Source organism: Caulobacter sp. FWC2 (genome assembly GCF_002742625.1).
Lineage (GTDB): Bacteria > Pseudomonadota > Alphaproteobacteria > Caulobacterales > Caulobacteraceae > Caulobacter.
The window spans coordinates 3,613,897-3,628,973 of sequence record NZ_PEBF01000001.1 but is presented as its reverse complement, the minus strand read 5'-3'; the positions used below and the strand labels follow the sequence as shown (position 1 = coordinate 3,628,973).

At 67.0% G+C, this 15,077-nt stretch carries 18 protein-coding genes; 10 read left to right on the top strand and 8 right to left on the bottom strand.

Translation table 11 applies throughout. The annotated features are described in order from the left end of the window. Positions 1-34: 34 nt before the first annotated feature. The 5 genes from CSW62_RS17455 to CSW62_RS17435 all read left to right on the top strand — a co-directional run bounded on the left by CSW62_RS17455 (position 35) and on the right by CSW62_RS17435 (position 3,940). Positions 35-730 carry a DnaJ family molecular chaperone gene (locus CSW62_RS17455; protein WP_099579947.1) on the top strand — a complete coding sequence of 232 codons (696 nt, stop codon included), beginning with the start codon at positions 35-37 and terminating at the stop codon, positions 728-730. Positions 731-841: 111 nt separating this feature from the next. After that, on the top strand, positions 842-1,156 hold the full coding sequence (locus CSW62_RS17450) for a hypothetical protein (protein ID WP_369827493.1): 315 nt from the start codon (positions 842-844) through the stop codon (positions 1,154-1,156). A 102-nt stretch (positions 1,157-1,258) separates the two neighbouring features. Further along, positions 1,259-1,549, top strand: coding sequence for a putative quinol monooxygenase (locus tag CSW62_RS17445; protein WP_099579945.1), 291 nt, complete (start codon positions 1,259-1,261; stop codon positions 1,547-1,549). 7 nt (positions 1,550-1,556) lie between these two features. Further along, entirely contained in the window at positions 1,557-2,768 is a 1,212-nt protein-coding gene (locus tag CSW62_RS17440; RefSeq protein WP_099579943.1) for an acyl-CoA dehydrogenase family protein, read from the top strand. An 80-nt stretch (positions 2,769-2,848) separates the two neighbouring features. Further along, positions 2,849-3,940 carry an NADH:flavin oxidoreductase gene (locus CSW62_RS17435; protein ID WP_099579942.1) on the top strand — a complete coding sequence of 364 codons (1,092 nt, stop codon included), beginning with the start codon at positions 2,849-2,851 and terminating at the stop codon, positions 3,938-3,940. A gap of 212 nt (positions 3,941-4,152) precedes the next feature. Here CSW62_RS17435 and CSW62_RS17430 read toward each other — a convergent pair whose 3' ends face one another. Together CSW62_RS17430 and CSW62_RS17425 are read right to left on the bottom strand one after the other, a co-directional pair. Continuing rightward, the gene (locus CSW62_RS17430) at positions 4,153-4,944 is read right to left on the bottom strand and encodes an SDR family NAD(P)-dependent oxidoreductase (protein WP_099579940.1); all 792 of its coding nucleotides are present in this window, start codon (positions 4,942-4,944) and stop codon (positions 4,153-4,155) included. 106 nt (positions 4,945-5,050) lie between these two features. Beyond that, positions 5,051-5,962 (bottom strand): SMP-30/gluconolactonase/LRE family protein, encoded by a 912-nt coding sequence (locus CSW62_RS17425; RefSeq protein ID WP_099579938.1) that lies wholly within the window; start codon positions 5,960-5,962, stop codon positions 5,051-5,053. A gap of 195 nt (positions 5,963-6,157) precedes the next feature. On the opposite strand from CSW62_RS17425, the gene CSW62_RS17420 reads away from it, so the two are divergent. Further along, positions 6,158-6,604 carry a hypothetical protein gene (locus CSW62_RS17420; RefSeq protein WP_143324422.1) on the top strand — a complete coding sequence of 149 codons (447 nt, stop codon included), beginning with the start codon at positions 6,158-6,160 and terminating at the stop codon, positions 6,602-6,604. Here the strand turns inward: CSW62_RS17420 and CSW62_RS17415 are convergent. The 4 genes from CSW62_RS17415 to CSW62_RS17400 all read right to left on the bottom strand — a co-directional run bounded on the left by CSW62_RS17415 (position 6,601) and on the right by CSW62_RS17400 (position 9,761). After that, positions 6,601-7,110: a dihydrofolate reductase gene (locus CSW62_RS17415; protein WP_099579934.1), complete on the bottom strand. Its 510-nt coding sequence runs from the start codon at positions 7,108-7,110 to the stop codon at positions 6,601-6,603. The genes CSW62_RS17420 and CSW62_RS17415 overlap by 4 nt on opposite strands. After that, positions 7,107-7,946 carry a thymidylate synthase gene (locus CSW62_RS17410; RefSeq protein WP_099579931.1) on the bottom strand — a complete coding sequence of 280 codons (840 nt, stop codon included), beginning with the start codon at positions 7,944-7,946 and terminating at the stop codon, positions 7,107-7,109. Before CSW62_RS17410 ends, CSW62_RS17415 begins: the two co-directional genes overlap by 4 nt. Positions 7,947-8,168: 222 nt before the next feature. Next, positions 8,169-9,119, bottom strand: coding sequence for an SH3 domain-containing protein (locus CSW62_RS17405; protein WP_099579929.1), 951 nt, complete (start codon positions 9,117-9,119; stop codon positions 8,169-8,171). Positions 9,120-9,200: 81 nt separating this feature from the next. Beyond that, on the bottom strand, positions 9,201-9,761 hold the full coding sequence (locus CSW62_RS17400) for a DUF924 family protein (RefSeq protein ID WP_099579927.1): 561 nt from the start codon (positions 9,759-9,761) through the stop codon (positions 9,201-9,203). A gap of 106 nt (positions 9,762-9,867) precedes the next feature. Between CSW62_RS17400 and CSW62_RS17395 the strand changes: the two genes are divergently transcribed. From CSW62_RS17395 to CSW62_RS17385, 3 genes are all read left to right on the top strand, one after another. After that, positions 9,868-10,821, top strand: a complete 954-nt coding sequence (locus tag CSW62_RS17395) for an RcnB family protein (RefSeq protein ID WP_099579925.1) — start codon at positions 9,868-9,870, stop codon at positions 10,819-10,821. Positions 10,822-11,069: 248 nt separating this feature from the next. After that, positions 11,070-12,089 carry a ketol-acid reductoisomerase gene (gene ilvC / locus CSW62_RS17390; RefSeq protein ID WP_099579924.1) on the top strand — a complete coding sequence of 340 codons (1,020 nt, stop codon included), beginning with the start codon at positions 11,070-11,072 and terminating at the stop codon, positions 12,087-12,089. 141 nt (positions 12,090-12,230) lie between these two features. After that, positions 12,231-12,812: a YceI family protein gene (locus CSW62_RS17385; RefSeq protein WP_099579922.1), complete on the top strand. Its 582-nt coding sequence runs from the start codon at positions 12,231-12,233 to the stop codon at positions 12,810-12,812. 21 nt (positions 12,813-12,833) lie between these two features. On the opposite strand, the gene CSW62_RS17380 is transcribed toward CSW62_RS17385, so the two are convergent. Beyond that, positions 12,834-13,649: a CAP domain-containing protein gene (locus CSW62_RS17380; protein WP_099579920.1), complete on the bottom strand. Its 816-nt coding sequence runs from the start codon at positions 13,647-13,649 to the stop codon at positions 12,834-12,836. A 53-nt stretch (positions 13,650-13,702) separates the two neighbouring features. Between CSW62_RS17380 and CSW62_RS17375 the strand changes: the two genes are divergently transcribed. Further along, a complete protein-coding gene (locus CSW62_RS17375) occupies positions 13,703-14,263 on the top strand; it encodes a nucleoside 2-deoxyribosyltransferase (RefSeq protein ID WP_099579918.1) in 561 nt (186 codons plus the stop codon). A gap of 6 nt (positions 14,264-14,269) precedes the next feature. On the opposite strand, the gene CSW62_RS17370 is transcribed toward CSW62_RS17375, so the two are convergent. Next, a complete protein-coding gene (locus CSW62_RS17370) occupies positions 14,270-15,013 on the bottom strand; it encodes a tRNA1(Val) (adenine(37)-N6)-methyltransferase (RefSeq protein WP_099579916.1) in 744 nt (247 codons plus the stop codon). Positions 15,014-15,077 lie beyond the last annotated feature (64 nt).

Here is a 15,077-nt window from a genome sequence, read left to right as displayed (position 1 = left end):
TTTCTAACGTCCGTCGCTGGTTTCGAGGCGCTTCATGACTTTTTGGCGCAACATCGCGAGCATCGCCGCCCGGCGCCTGGACCTGGCCGACTGCACGGAATGTCCGAGCGGTCTGCCCGGCGAGGACCCGGCGTTCTCGACCGCAGTGACCGCTTTGGGCGCCAAGCTGGCCAAGGTCGACGGTCGCGCGGACGGTGGTGAGTTCCTAGCCTTCACCGAGGTGTTCCAGCCGGATCCGGCCTCGGAGCAGAACATCCACCGCCTGTATGACCTGGCGCGCCAGACGACTCACGGCTTTGAGAGCTACGCCAAGCGCCTGGCCAAGCGTTACAGCACCTGCCCGCAGCTGCTGGAGGACGTGGTCGACGGCCTGTTCCACATCGCCAAGGCCGACGGCGTCGTCACCCAGGATGAGCTGGACTACCTGGAGCGGGTCTCGGACCTGTTCGGCATGTCGCCGCTGTCCTTCCGGCGCCTGCGCGCCACGCACCTGGGCGTGGGCAAGGACGATCCCTACGCCATCCTGGAAGTGCCGGCCGATGCCGACGACGCCGCGGTGCGCAAGGCCTGGAAGCTGGCCCTGTCCAGCGCTCACCCAGACCGGGCGCGGGCGCGCGGCTTGCCGGCGGAGTTCATCGAGGTCGCCGAGGCCAAGGCCGCCGCCATCAACGCAGCCTTCACGACGGTGATGCAGGAGCGCAGGGAACTGGGCCTGGCCGCCGCAGGTTGAGGTCGGGTGTCGGTTGGGGCGATCCGTCGCTCCGTAAGGACCGGAAAAAGGCTTTTCATCCGGATCCGGCGGGTGTTCTGTTGCGGTTCAGCGCTTGTGAACCAACTTGAGTTGATCATGAGCGTGGACGAGAGGATCAATATGACCCGCCAAGGCGCCGCAGCTTCGCCCCTACATAGCCTGGCCTGGATGGCCGGGGCTCTGGCGACCTCGGTCGCGGTGGTGATCGGCGCGGTTCTGGCGGTGGTGTTCGCCGCTACGGTGGTCGCCGTGGGCTTCCTGGGCAGCGCGTTGTTCGGCCTCGCCGCCTTCGCCTTCCGCGGCCGCAAGGTCGCCAAGGCCCCAGCGGGGGATCCGAGCCTGATTGAAGCCCGCAATGTCGGCGGCCATTCGTGGGTCGCCTATGGCTGGAACGAGCGGTCTTAAACTCTCTCTCCGTCCTACCGATTCCGCATTACCGCTACGTCCCCCTTGCTCCGCGCACGCCCGTCCTTCATCCTGCATTCAAACAGATGTTGGGAGGCAAGCATGATTGGCGTCGTCGCGGTTCTGAAGGTCCAGCCGGACAAGGCTTCGGATTTCGAGAAGGTGTTCCTGGACCTGCAGAACAAGGTCAAGGCCAACGAGCCAGGCTGTCTCGTCTACCAGCTGACCCGGTCCAAGACCGAGGCAGGGACCTATAAGGTGCTGGAGCTCTATGCCTCCGAGGACGCGCTGAAGCACCATGGCGGCACCGACTATTTCAAGGCCGCCGGCGGAGCGATGGGGCCGTTCATGGCCGGTCGTCCCGAGATCGAATATCTCGACGCGGTGGAGTAGGCAGACCATGGATCTGGCCTTCTCGCCCGAGGACCTGGCCTTCCAGCAGGAGGTCCGCGACTGGATCGCGACCGCCTATGACGACGGCCTGAGGAAGCAGTTCAGCCAATCCAAGAACGGCTATCTCGACAAGGCCGGGCAGGTGGCCTGGCAGAAGAAGCTGGCCGAACGCGGCTGGGCCGCGCCGGACTGGCCGGTCGAGCTGGGCGGGGCGGGCTTCACGACCTCGCAGCGCTACATCTTCAACATGGAGATGAGCCTGGCTGGCGTGCCGACCTCCTCGCCGATGGGGCTGAAGATGGTCGCGCCGGTGATCATGGCGTTCGGCACGCCTGAGCAGAAGGCCCAGCACCTGCCGCCGATCCTGAAGTCCGACATCTGGTGGTGCCAGGGCTATTCTGAGCCCGGTTCGGGCTCGGACCTGGCCTCCCTTCAGATGAAGGCCGAGCGCGATGGCGACGACTACGTCCTGAACGGCTCAAAGATCTGGACCACCCACGCCCAGTGGGCCGACTGGATGTTCTGCCTGGTCCGCACCTCGAACGCGGGCAAGCCGCAGGAGGGCATCTCGTTCCTGCTGCTGCGGATGGACACCCCCGGTATCCAGATCAAGCCGCTGCCGACGCTGGACGGCCCGCCGGCCAGTGAGCAGGAGATCAATCAGGTCTTCTTCGACAATGTCCGCGTGCCGGTCGCCAACCGCATCGGCGAGGAGAACAAGGGCTGGACCTACGCCAAGTACCTGCTCGAGTTCGAGCGCGGCAACGCCTATGCGCCGGGCCTGATGAACATGCTCAAGAAGGTCAAGCGGATCGCCGCGATGGAGCTGGCCGACGACGGCGGAAGGCTGATCGACGACGCCGACTTCCGGGGCAAGATCACCAATCTGGAGATCCAGGTCGAGGCGCTGAACGCCACCGAGCTGCGGATCTTCTCCGGCCGCACCGCCGGCAAGGCGATCGGCCCGGCCTCGTCGATGTTGAAATGCGTCGGCTCGGAGTACCAACAGGCGATCACCGAGCTGACCCTGGAAGCGGTGGGGACCTATGCCGCGCCGTTCGTCGAGGACCCCTGGTCCAAGAGCAACGAGCTGCGCGCCGGTCCGGACTACGCGGCCCCCGCAGCGCCGGCCTATTTCAACTACCGCAAGGCTTCGATCTACGCGGGGTCCAACGAGATCCAGCGCAACATCATGGCCAAGATGGTGCTGGGGCTTTAGGGCCTCAGTTTTTCTGGATGGCGCGGCGATCCAAACGTGTGTTTGGATCGCCCGCAACAACTCCTGTTTCGGAAGCCCCCATGTCGCTCGACGCCCTGTTCAAGCCGTTCGAATTCAAGTCGCTGAAGCTGCCCAACCGGACCGTCATGGCGCCGATGACGCGGTCGTTCTCGCCCGGCGGCGTGGCCACCGACGACGTCGCCGCCTATTACCGTCGTCGGGCGGAAGGGCTGGTCGGCCTGATCATCACCGAGGGCACGGGCGTGGCCCGTCCGGCCTCGTTGAACGACGCCAATGTGCCGCGCTTTCACGGCGACGCCGAGCTGGCCGCCTGGAAGAAAGTGGTCGACGAGGTCCACGCCGCTGGCGGCCTGATCGCCCCGCAGCTGTGGCACGTGGGCGCCGCGCGCGGCAAGGACGTGCTTGGCAAGATCGACAGCCCCTCGGGCCTGTCCAAGGCTGGCGGCAATCCCTTCACCGAGCCGATGACCGACGCCGAGGTCGCCGACACCATCGCCGCCTTCGCCACGGCCGCCGCCGACGCCAAGCGCCTGGGCTTCGACGCCATCGAGCTGCATGGCGCGCACGGCTACCTGATCGACCAGTTCTTCTGGAACGGCACCAATGTTCGCGACGACCTGTTCGGTGGCGCGACCATCGCCGACCGCAGCCGGTTCGCCGCAGAAATCTTGAAGGCCGTCCGCGCGGCCGTGGGTCCCGACTATCCGGTCATCATCCGCCTGTCGCAGTGGAAGCAGCAGGACTATGCGGTCAAGAACGCCGAGACGCCGCAGTTGCTGGAAGCCTGGCTGCAGCCGCTGGCCGACGCCGGGGCCGACATCTTCCACTGCTCGCAACGTCGCTTCTGGGAGCCGGAGTTCGAGGGATCCGACCTGAACTTCGCCGGTTGGGCCAAGAAGCTGACCGGCGCGCCGACCATCACAGTCGGCTCGGTGGGCCTGTCGGGCGAGTTCATCGCCGCGTTCGGCGGAGAGGGCAGCCAGCCCGCTTCCATAGATGGCCTGCTGGAGCGCCTGGAGCGTGACGAGTTCGACCTCGTCGGCATCGGCCGCGCCCTGCTGCAGGATCCGGAATGGGTCGTGAAGATCCGCGACGGCCGCAACGACGAGCTGCAGAACTTCGAGCGCGAGGCCCTGGGCACGCTCTACTAGGCGTCGGATAGCCGACACCCCCTGTTCCGGGGCTGTGCCTGAGGCCGGCCCCGGACCATCGTCGTCTTGCTCACGAGAGGGAGGCGTCGATGACTTGGTTGCCCTATCTGTCCGGCTTGCTCGCCTTGCTGGCCATGGCCTTGCTGGTCGCCGGCGCGTTCCTCCGGGAGTAGGCGGGGGAGCGGGGGCTGACGCTCCCCCTCCGCTTTTATCTAGGCGATGGTGGTCACCAGGCCGCCCTCGGCCTTCAGCGACGCGCCGTTGGTCGCAGCCGACAGCGGGCTGGCGACATAGGCGACCAGGCTGGCGATCTCCTGCGGCTCGATCATTCGCTGCAGCAGCGACGAGGTGCGGTGCTTCTCGAAGAACTCGGCCTCGTGCTCGGCGGCCGTCCCGTTCGGATTGGCTGAGACGCTCTTCAGGAACTCGAAGATCCCGGCTGCGCGGGTCGGACCCGGCAGGACGGAATTCACCGTAACTCCGGTGCCCTTTGTCTGTTGGGCCATGCCGCGCGCGACCGCCAGCTGGGCGCTCTTAGTCATGCCGTAGTGAACCATCTCGCCCGGGATCGCGAGGCCCGACTCGGACGAGATGAAGATCACCCGGCCCCAGTCGCGTTCCAGCATGCCGGGGAAATACCCGCGCGACAGGCGAACGCCGCTCATCACGTTGACTTCAAACAGGTGCAGCCAGTCCTCGTCCGGAATGTCGGCGAAGGCCTTCATCTCGTAGATGCCGAGATTGTTCACGAGAATGTCGACCGAGGGGACGGCCTTGAGGATGGCGGCGGCGCCGTCGGCGGTGGCCGCGTCGGCCAGCACACCTTCGACCTTGTTCCCGCCCGAGGCGCGGATGCTGGCCAAGGCCTCGTCCAGCTTGTCCTCGGTGCGACCGGTCACGAACACCTTGGCGCCTTCGACGGCCAGGGTGCGGGCGATCTCCAGGCCGATGCCGGCGGTCGAGCCGGTCACCAGCGCGGTCTTGTCGTTCAGTTTGAGGTCCATCGCTGGGCTCCGTTGCTTTGACGGTTCCACAGATGGGCCCGCCACGACGCGAAACTACGCCGTGGACAGGCACAGGACTTGTGACTTCAGTTCACCGATTGGACGCTTAGGCGTTGAAGTTCAGCTTCAGGCCGGGGCGCGGCCAGCGAGCCTTGTAGAGCTTGCCGGTGCCTGACGCAGTGATCCAGGCGTCGCACATGTCGGCGCCGCCGAAGCAGATGTTGGTCACGATCACGTCTGGGAAGGCGTAGTGCTCGGTCGTGCCGTCCGGGGCGAAGGCGGTGATCCCGCCGTTGATGATCGTCGCCACGCAGACCTTGCCGCCGGCCTCGACGGCCAGGCTGTCCAGCAGCTGGTAGCCTGGCAGGTTGCAGACCACGTACCCTGGCATCAGCGGATGCGCGTCAGCCAGCACGCCCGGCGCGGTCACCTCGAACGACCACAGTCTGCCAAGCATGGTGTCGGCCATGTAGACCGTCTTCTCGTCGGGCGAGAGGCCCACGCCGTTGGGCGAGACGAAGTGGTCGCGCCAGCGCGTGATCTTCGAGCCATCGGGGAGGGCGTAGTACAGCGCCCCGTACTTGCGGCCGTCCGGCGTCGAGCAGCCATGATCGGTGAACCAGAAGCCGCCCTGCTTGTCGAAGACGAGATCGTTGGGGCCGACCAGCGCCTTGCCGTCGCATTCTGTGTAAAGCGTGGTGATGGCGCCCGTGGCGATGTCGATCCGCTGGATCGAACCGCCGGTGTGGGTCGGCGGGGTAGGGCCGGGGATGTTCAGCCCGTTGGCCTCGAAGAACTGGAAGGCGCCGCCGTTGTTGGTGACATAGAGCGCGCCGTCCGGTCCGATCGCCGCGCCATTGGGGCCGCCGCCCGTCCGCGCCACCGTCTCCTTGCGACCGTCCGGCCAGATACGGGTCAGGCATTGGCCCTGGATCTCTGTGAGGATCACCGAGCCGTCGGCCATGGCCACGGGACCTTCGGGGAATTGCAGACCTTCGGCGACCAGCTGGATGTCCATCGACGTCTCCCTATGCGCCTCTGATGAGCGCTGGCGACGACTATAAACGTCCGTTTGAACCTGGCGAGGGCGCCGTTGAGGCAGCGCTGGCAGGGGAGGCGGCGCGCGCCGACGACCTCACCGAGGACTGAGGCCTTGCGCGCGCCATGGTTCGCGGTGAGCGTGGGGACTATGTACGGACAAGGGATTCTGGGTATGCGCGCATCTGTGATGGCGGTCGGGGCGGTCGGGGCGGTCGGGGCGGTCGGGCTGCTGCTGGCGGGGTGTGGGACCAAGCTGCCTCTGCTGGGATCGTGGAAGCCCTCGGCGATGCCGACCCGTGCGAGCTGCCCGCCGATGAAGACCCAGGCCTGGCGCCCGGTGGTCGACGAAGCGATCCACAAGACCTTCGATCGCGATCTTCAGAAGCGGTTCGGCGACACCGGAATCCATGTGCGGCTGGCCTGGAGCAAGACCGACAAGGGCAATACCGTGATCACCGCTCAACGGATCGGCCCGGCCAAGTTCGCCATGCCAGAACTCCACAAAGGCGGCGAGGTCGAGATCGTATTCCAGGCCTGCACGGGCAAGCACCTGAAGACGCGCAAGCTGGCCGATCTGGAGAAGAAGCCCAAGCCACTGCCGGTGGGCAGCGCGAACTAGCGCCGCTCAAGCACCCGGAACACGAAGGCGTGGTCGTCGCCTTCGCCGGCCGGGTATTCCTCGCGGCGGACCTCGGTCCAGGCGCTTTCGTCGAAATCGGGGAAATGGACGTCGCCCTCGACCTCGGCGGCGACGTCGGTGAGGTAAAGGCGCTTTGCCTTGGGCAGGGCGGCCTCGAACAGGCTGCGTCCGCCGATCACGCAGACCTCCGCCGCGCCGTCGTCTTCAGCCTGCTCGCGCGCCATCTGCACGGCTTCCATGAAGCTTTCACAGACGACGGCCTGCTCGGGCTCGAACGATCCGTCGCGCGACAGCACGACGTTCATGCGGCCGGGGAGGGGCTTGCGGGGCAGGCTGTCCCAGGTCTTGCGCCCCATGAGGATCGGCTTGCCCAGGGTGTTGGCCTTGAACAGGGCCAGGTCCGACTTCAACCGCCAGGGCAGGTCGCCGTCGCGACCGATCACGCCGTTGGCCGCGCGGGCGACGACGATGGCGAGGGGGATCAAACCGAGACCTCGGCCTTGATGTGCGGGTGGGCCTGGTAGCCTTCCAGGGTGAAGTCTTCGTACGCGAAGGCGAACAGGTCGCGCTTGTCGGCGATCTTCAGCGTCGGGAAGTCGAACGGCTCACGAGTCAGCTGCTCGCGGGCCTGGTCCAGGTGATTCAGATAGAGGTGAGCGTCGCCAAAGGTGTGGACGAACTCGCCGGGCTCCAGGCCCACGACCTTGGCGACCATCAGGGTCAGAAGGGCGTAGCTGGCGATGTTGAACGGCACGCCCAGGAAGACGTCGGCGCTGCGCTGGTAGAGCTGGCAGCTCAGCTTTCCATCCGCCACGAAGAACTGGAACAGGCAGTGGCAGGGCGGCAGAGCCATGTCGTCGACATCGGCCGGGTTCCAGGCCGTCACGATGTGGCGGCGGCTGTTGGGATTGGTCTTCAGGTTCTCGACGAGGTTGGCGATCTGGTCGATCGACTGGCCGTTCGGCGTGGCCCACGAGCGCCACTGCTTGCCATAGACCGGGCCGAGGTCGCCGTTCTCGTCGGCCCACTCGTCCCAGATGCGCACGCCGTTATCCTTGAGATAGGCGATGTTGGTGTCGCCTTTCAGGAACCACAGCAGCTCGATGAAGATCGAGCGCAGGTGCAGCTTCTTGGTGGTCAGGACCGGGAAGCCCTTGGCCAGATCGAACCGGATCTGCCGACCGAAGACGCCCAGCGTGCCGGTGCCCGTACGGTCGCCGCGCTGGACGCCGTTCTCGAGGATGTCGGCGAGCAGGGCCAGATACTGCCGCTCGGGATGGTCGGCGGCGGCTTTCGGGGCGTCGAGGACTTGGGCGTGCATGGCGTCCAGTGTGGTCGCGAATCGCGGGCTTGAACACTGCGGCGCGGGGAAGCGTCCACAGGGCGGCGCCAACTATCCTCCCCCGTTGGGGGAGGGGGACCGCCGAACGGCGGTGGAGGGGGTCTTGCTCCGCGCTGGGGTGCTGACCCCCTCCGTCTCGCTGCGTATTCGCAGCGATCCACCTCCCCCAACGGGGGAGGAGAGACCACTTTCACTTCAGCGTTACTTCCCCGGCTCGAGCGCCGTGTTCAGCACCCAGCCGACATTGTCGTTCTCGTCGGCGACTTCCCACCACAGGTCCTGCTTCTTGCCCGTCGGATAGACGATGGCGCCGGCGGGGAGGGCGCGGATCAGCTTGCCGGCGGCCACCGGGGTGGCGCGCAGGTTGGTGACGCGGGTGGCCACGAAGGTCTTCGACGGCGCCGCCGCGGCGGCCGGACCGGCTTCGGACAGCAGGCCCAAGTCGCCGATCATCTTCGAATAGGCGTTGATGAACGACAGGGTGACAATGCGACCGATGTCGGTGTCCTCGTAGCCGCCGCCGACCGCGCCGGCGAAGCCGTAGCCGCCGCCCGCGCCCCAGCCGATGTCGTTCTTCACTGCATAGCCTTCCGACACCGACATGGTCTCGGTGGTGCGGACGTTGGTCAGCGACAGGACCGTGTTGGCTTCCAGCTTCTTGGTCTTGATGCCGCCGACCAGGCCGCCGACGCGACCGCCGATCAGGCCGCCGATGGCGCCGGCCACCGCGCCGCCGCCGACATTGCTGTTGCTGCCCTGGACCTCGGCGACCAGCACATAGTCGGCCGCCTTGACCTGGCCCTGGCCGACATTGGAGCCGCGCTGCAGGCCCAGGTTACCGCCGATGGTGCGTTCCTTCTCGGCCGCGCTGAGGCCCGCGCCCCGGTCGACCAGGTTGAAGCAGCCCGAACGCTGGACGATGGCGCGCAGCACTTTCTGCGGCGAGGCGAGGTTGTACTGGGTCCAGCCGCTGGAATCGTCGCCGTCGACGATCGACAGCGTGCCCAGCTTGTGGGCGCAGTGCGGAACCTCGGCCGAGGCCTGCGTCTGCATGGTCTGGCCCTTGCTGGCCTTGGCCTGGGCGAAGACCGTGACAGGTGTCAGGGTGGTCAGCGCCAGACCAACGGCCAGCGCGCTACGGAAGGCTTTCATACGTGGTGTTCCCCGGTCGGTGCCCGAACTTGAGGCGTCACCCTACAGGCGAGGGACGATCGCGCCAAGATTGAGAGGCGGTTAACCGGCGAACCCGCCTTCGTCGAGAAACTCCTGCTCGACATCGGTGGTCTTGCGACCAAGGCCGGCGTTGCGGTGGGGGAAGCGACCAAAGCGGGCGATGATGTCGCGATGGATGATCGCGAACTTCATCGACTCCTCGTCGCCGGTGTCGGCCTGGAGAGCGGCGAACAGCTGGACGCTGAGCTCCTGGTCGACCAGGGACTCGGAGTGCTCGAACGGCAGGTAGAAGAAGGGGCGCAGGTCCGCGTCGATGGCCGGATCCGTGTCGTGGCCGGCGGCGATGGCCTCGTGGGCGAACATCCGGGCCAGCGGGTCGGTGGCGAAGGCGTGCGGGGTGTTGCGGTACATGTTGCGCGGGAACTGATCGAGCAGGATCAGCAGGGCTAGCGAGCCTAGCGGTATCTCGGTCCACTTGTCATAGCGGCGCATCGAGGCGCGATAGTGGGTCTGCTCGAACTTCAGGGCGATGGCGCTGTCGAAGGCGGGGTCCTTCTTGAACCATTTCTTGGGTCCGGCGCCGCGCCAGAAGGCGACGATGTCGTTGTAGTGCGCGCTCATCGAGGCCCTCACGCGTTCTTCGTTCAAGCACGGTTCATCGGGCGAGTCCGACACTGCTATCAAGGGACAAGCCTGGGCCGCGCTTCAAGGCCCTTCGGAGCAAGAAATGAAACGTCTGATCACGACCGCGCTGGCGCTTTCGCTGCTGGGCGGCGCGGCGGCAGAGGCCGGAGCCGCCGCCGGGGTGGTGGCTCAGCAGCAGTTCGCCCAGCGCGATCGCGGCGACGGCGGCCCCCGGGGGGATCGCGGCGGTGATCGTGGCGACCGCGGCGGTGGTGACCGTGGCCAAGCCGGCGGCGGCGGCTGGAACCGTGGTGGCGGCGAGCGTCCGCAGCCTCAATCCCAACCCCAGGCTCAACCGCAACCCCAGGCTCAACCGCAGCAGAACAATGGCGGCGGCTGGGACCGGGGCGATCGCGGCGACCGTGGTGATCGCGGCGGGTGGAATCGTGGCGACCGGCCGCAGACCCAACCGCAGCAACAGCCTCAACCGCAACCGCAGGCTCAGCCGCCCCAGAACAACGGCGGCCCGGGCTGGAACCGGGGCGGGAACGACAACCGGGGCGGCTGGAATCGCGGCGACGACAATCGCGGCGGCCGGCCCGACCGGAACGACAACCGTGGCGACGGCGGCCGTCCCGGCAACTGGGACCGCAACGACAATCGCGGCGGCTGGGATCGCAACGACAGCAATCGTTGGGACAGCAACCGTGGCGGCTGGGACCGCAACGACCGTCGTCCGGGGCAGGGCCAGTACCGCGATCGTGACCGCGGCCGTCACCAGTACGATCGCAGCTACTACCGCCCCAGCTATCGCTCCTCGCAGCGCTACAGGGCGCCGGCTTACCGCTATCCGAGCGGCTGGTACGCGCGCAGCTGGTCGTTCGGCGACTATCTGCCGGGCGGCTGGTACGGCAGCTCGTACTACCTGAACTGGGGCTCATACGGCCTGCCGCTGCCGCCGATCGGCTGCGAGTGGGTCCGGGTCGGCGATGACGCCCTCCTGGTCGACGTCTGGAGCGGCCAGGTCCTGAGCGTCTACTACGATCTCTTCTGGTAGATCCCGCGTGAACCTCGCCCTTGAAAGCTCAGGGCGAGGTTCATTTGGCGGATCGTGGCCGTCCTTTTTGGGTCGTGCCATGGCGATCCACGGCGTGTGCGTCTAAAACGGGGCCGCAGCGGCTGTCGCATTTCGGCGTTCTGTCGGCTTCACCTTGACGAAACGGCAAAAAAACGCTCAAACGCCCGGCCTTTGTCGCTACGCCGTTGCGCGAAGCGGCCAAATTGACCAGTCCTTGGAGATAAAACATGCGCGTCTATTATGATCGCGACGCCGACCTCGCCCGCATCTTGGACAAGAAGATCGCGATCGTAGGCTATGGTTCGCAAGGTCATGCCCACGCGCTTAACCTTCGGGACTCGGGCATCAAGAACGTAGCGGTCGCGCTGCGCGCCGGTTCGCCGACCGCCAAGAAGGCCGAAGGCGAAGGCCTGAAGGTCATGACCGTCGCCGAGGCCGCCGCCTGGGCCGACCTGATCATGATCCTGGCTCCGGACGAGCATCAGGCCGCGATCTACAAGAACGAGATCGCCCCCAACATCCGTGACGGCGCCGCCCTGCTGTTCGCCCACGGCCTGAACGTCCACTTCGGCCTGATCGAGCCGAAGGACACCATCGACGTCCTGATGGTCGCGCCGAAGGGCCCGGGTCACACCGTGCGCGGCGAGTACCAGAAGGGCGGCGGCGTGCCCTGCCTGATCGCGGTGCACCACAACGCCACCGGCAACGCCCACGACCTCGGCCTGGCCTATGCCTCGGCCATCGGCGGCGGTCGCTCGGGCATCATCGAGACCAACTTCCGCGAAGAGTGCGAGACCGACCTGTTCGGCGAACAGGCCGTCCTGTGCGGCGGCACCGTCGAGCTGGTCCGCGCCGGCTTCGAAGTGCTGGTGGAAGCCGGCTACGCGCCGGAAATGGCCTATTTCGAGTGCCTGCACGAGCTGAAGCTGATCGTCGACCTCATGTACGAAGGCGGCATCGCCAACATGAACTACTCGATCTCGAACACGGCCGAGTACGGCGAGTACGTCACCGGTCCGCGCATCATCACGCCGGAAACCAAGGCCGAGATGAAGCGCGTGCTGGAAGACATCCAGTCGGGCAAGTTCGTGCGCGACTTCATGCTGGAAAACGCCGTGGGCCAGCCCTCGTTCAAGGCCACGCGTCGCCGTGCGGCCGAGCACCAGATCGAGGAAGTCGGCGGCCGCCTGCGCGACATGATGCCCTGGATCGCCAAGAACAAGCTGGTCGACCAGGCCAAGAACTAATCTAAGGTCTACCCACTAAATCCCACGAAGCCCTCGGCCCTCCCAAGGCCGGGGGCTTTTCGTTTGTGGCTTGCGTGGCGAGGCCGCGCGCGGAAAGGTCAGTCCCAGGTCCCGTTCGGGGACGCGAGGGAAGAACACCCCATGAAACGCCTGCTCGCCGCCGTGATCGCCGGCGCCGCTCTGACGGCCGCCGCCGCCCCCGCCTTCGCCGCCGAGGTCGCCTATAAGCTCGACACGGCCCACACCGAGACCAGTTTCTCGATTGACCGCTTCGGGTTTACCTCGATCCTCGGGATCTTCGCCAAGTCCGAAGGCACGATCTGGCTGGACGAAGCCGCCCCCGAGAAGTCGCGAGTCGAGGCCACAGTGTCCGTCGACAGCCTGCTGACCGCCAATCCGACCCGTGACGAGCACATCAAGGGCGAGCGCTGGCTGAACGCCGCCAAGAGCCCGGACATGACCTTCAAGTCGACCAAGGTCGTCAAGACCGGCTCCGACACGGCCAAGGTCACGGGCGACATGACGATCATGGGCGTGACCCAGCCGGTCACCCTGGACGTCAAGCTCAACAAGATCGGCACGGGGCCGATGGGGCCGAAGAAGATGGCCGGTTTCACCATCACGGGCTCGATCAGCCGCAAGGCCTTCGGCAGCGCCGGCGGCGCGGGCGCGATCGGCGACACCGTCGCGATCCGCATCGAGACGCTGGCGGTGGCGCAATAATACCGTGTGGGGTAGCGCGAGCTACCCCAGCACGAACACCGGCCCCCATGCCACCTCATAGCGGTGGTCGCCCGTCGACAGGTGCGGGCGCAGTTGCCAGGCGCCTGGGGCCAACACGCTTTCCGGACGGCCCTCGACATAGGTCGTGGTCAGGATCTCGCCGCCGGGCTCGGACACCGAGAACTGCTGGATAGCGGGCGCCGCGTGCGACAGGGCCGCGGCGATGGTGTCGGCCGAGGCCACCCGCAGCGGCGCGGGGGCGGCCAGGCGCGCGGCGACCTCGGCATAGGCACCGACGGCGATGACCCGCTGGCCCTGGCGATAGACGCCGTAGCCGACATGGGTGAAGCCTGGGGCCACCAGGTTGGCGCGGTGGCCGGGGCTGGTGCGCCACTGCTCCATGATCTGTTCGGGTCGCACGGTGGTGGAAACATTGCGGCGCATGGCGATGTTTTCGCCCGGCGCGCCCACCAGGTCGCGGGCCAGCAGGCCGACCCGGCCAGCCGGGGAATAGCCCTCGCGCGTCATGTGGTCGAAGTCGCCGGTCACGGCCATGTCGGCCGCGTGGGCCCGGGCGGCCAGGGCTAGGCCCTTGTCCCAGGCGAGCGCGCGCGGCCCCTGGCGGTCGCGAAAGATGTTGTTGAGGTCGAACAGGGTCTGCTCGAAGTCTGCGTCGAAATCGCCGCCCTCGGGCGGATCTGCCAGAAGGCCCCGCAGGCGGCGGTCATAGGCGATCCACGGTTGGGGCGATGCGGCGAATCCAGACGTGGCGAAAAGCGGCGCGGCGGCCAGGGCCAGGCCGCCCGTCAACAAGGTTCTACGCGCGATCGACGCCATTGAATCTCCGACATACATTGACAGCGAGGGTCCGGGACCAGACCTAAGAGGGTATGCGCCCAGTCCGTTCCCTTTGGCTCGCCGGCCCTGAACTCTGGCTCCCCGACAGCGACGTCCAGGCGGCGCGTCAGCGCGCCCTGTGCCTGGAGTCCGGCCTGGAGGCCATTGTTCCCACCCGTCTGCCGCCCGGCGAGGGCGGCGACGAGATGGCGGCCCGTGAATTCTATGCCGCCCGCATGGCGCAATTACGCCAGGCCGATGCGGCCGTGGTCAATCTGACGCCGTTCCGCGGGCCGTCGGCCGACACGGCGACGGTGTTCGAAGCCGGCGTCCTGGCGGGCCTGGGCCGGCCGATCTTCGCCTATCTGAACGTCACCAGCGAGATCCAGGCCGAGTATGTCGCCCGGGTCGACACCTTGCTGGGCGCGACCCTGGACGAGACGCGAATCTGGCGTGACGGCGACGGCTGCGTGATCGAGGACAACGGCCTGCCCGAGACGATCATGCTATGGGGCGAGGCCCGGCGGCTGTTCGTGATCGTCACCCAGGATCCGCTGCGCGACCTGACGGGCCTGGAGCTTTGTCTCGAAGCCCTCGCGCTCTACGCGGAGTAGGCGAGCTCACCACCCCAACGCCGCTTCCCCGCGCAGAATCGCTTCGGCCTCGGGCGAGTGCTTGCCGCCCTCGCGGTCGTGCAGGACGAGCGGCGGCAGCAGGACGAGCGGCGCCTTGCCCGTCTTGATGGCCCGCAAGACCACCCGCTTGGCCGGGGCGTCGGCGAAGGGGGCGATCGGGCGAATCCTGAATGAACCTGCCTTGGGGGCCAGCTGTTCGAGAAGGTCGGCCAAGCGGTCGGCGCGGTGGATGATAGTGATCGTCCCGCCCTCGCGCACGGCCTTCAGGCAAAAGCCGGTCCAGGCGGCCAGACCGCCGTCGGCCATCCAGGCGCCGCTCTTGGCCGGGGCAGGGGCGCGCAAGGCGGTGGGGTCGTCGAAAAACGGGGGATTGGTCATCACAGCGTCGAAGACCGGCAGGGCCAGGGCGCGGAAACCTGCCTCGACATCGCCCTCCGCCACGCTGACGCGACCATCGAGGCCGTTGAGCGCGGCGTTGCCGGCGGCCAGGGCGGCGGCGGTGGAATCACGCTCCACGCCTTGGAAGATCGTCTCCGGCCGGCGAGTCGCCGCCGCCAGCAAAGCCCCGCCGACCCCACAGCCGGGCTCGATCACGCGTTGGCCGGGCATGGCGTCGCAGGCGGCCGCCAGCAGGGCCGCGTCCATGCCAGCCCTGTATCCGTCGGGCCTCTGACGCAGCCGCACGCGGCCGCCCAGAACCCGATCCTCTGTCACCTGCTGATCGTCCAATGCTTTCTAGGCCTTGTGCTCGCCTTGACCCTGACCTATCCCGCCACCATTGTCCCTCGCAACG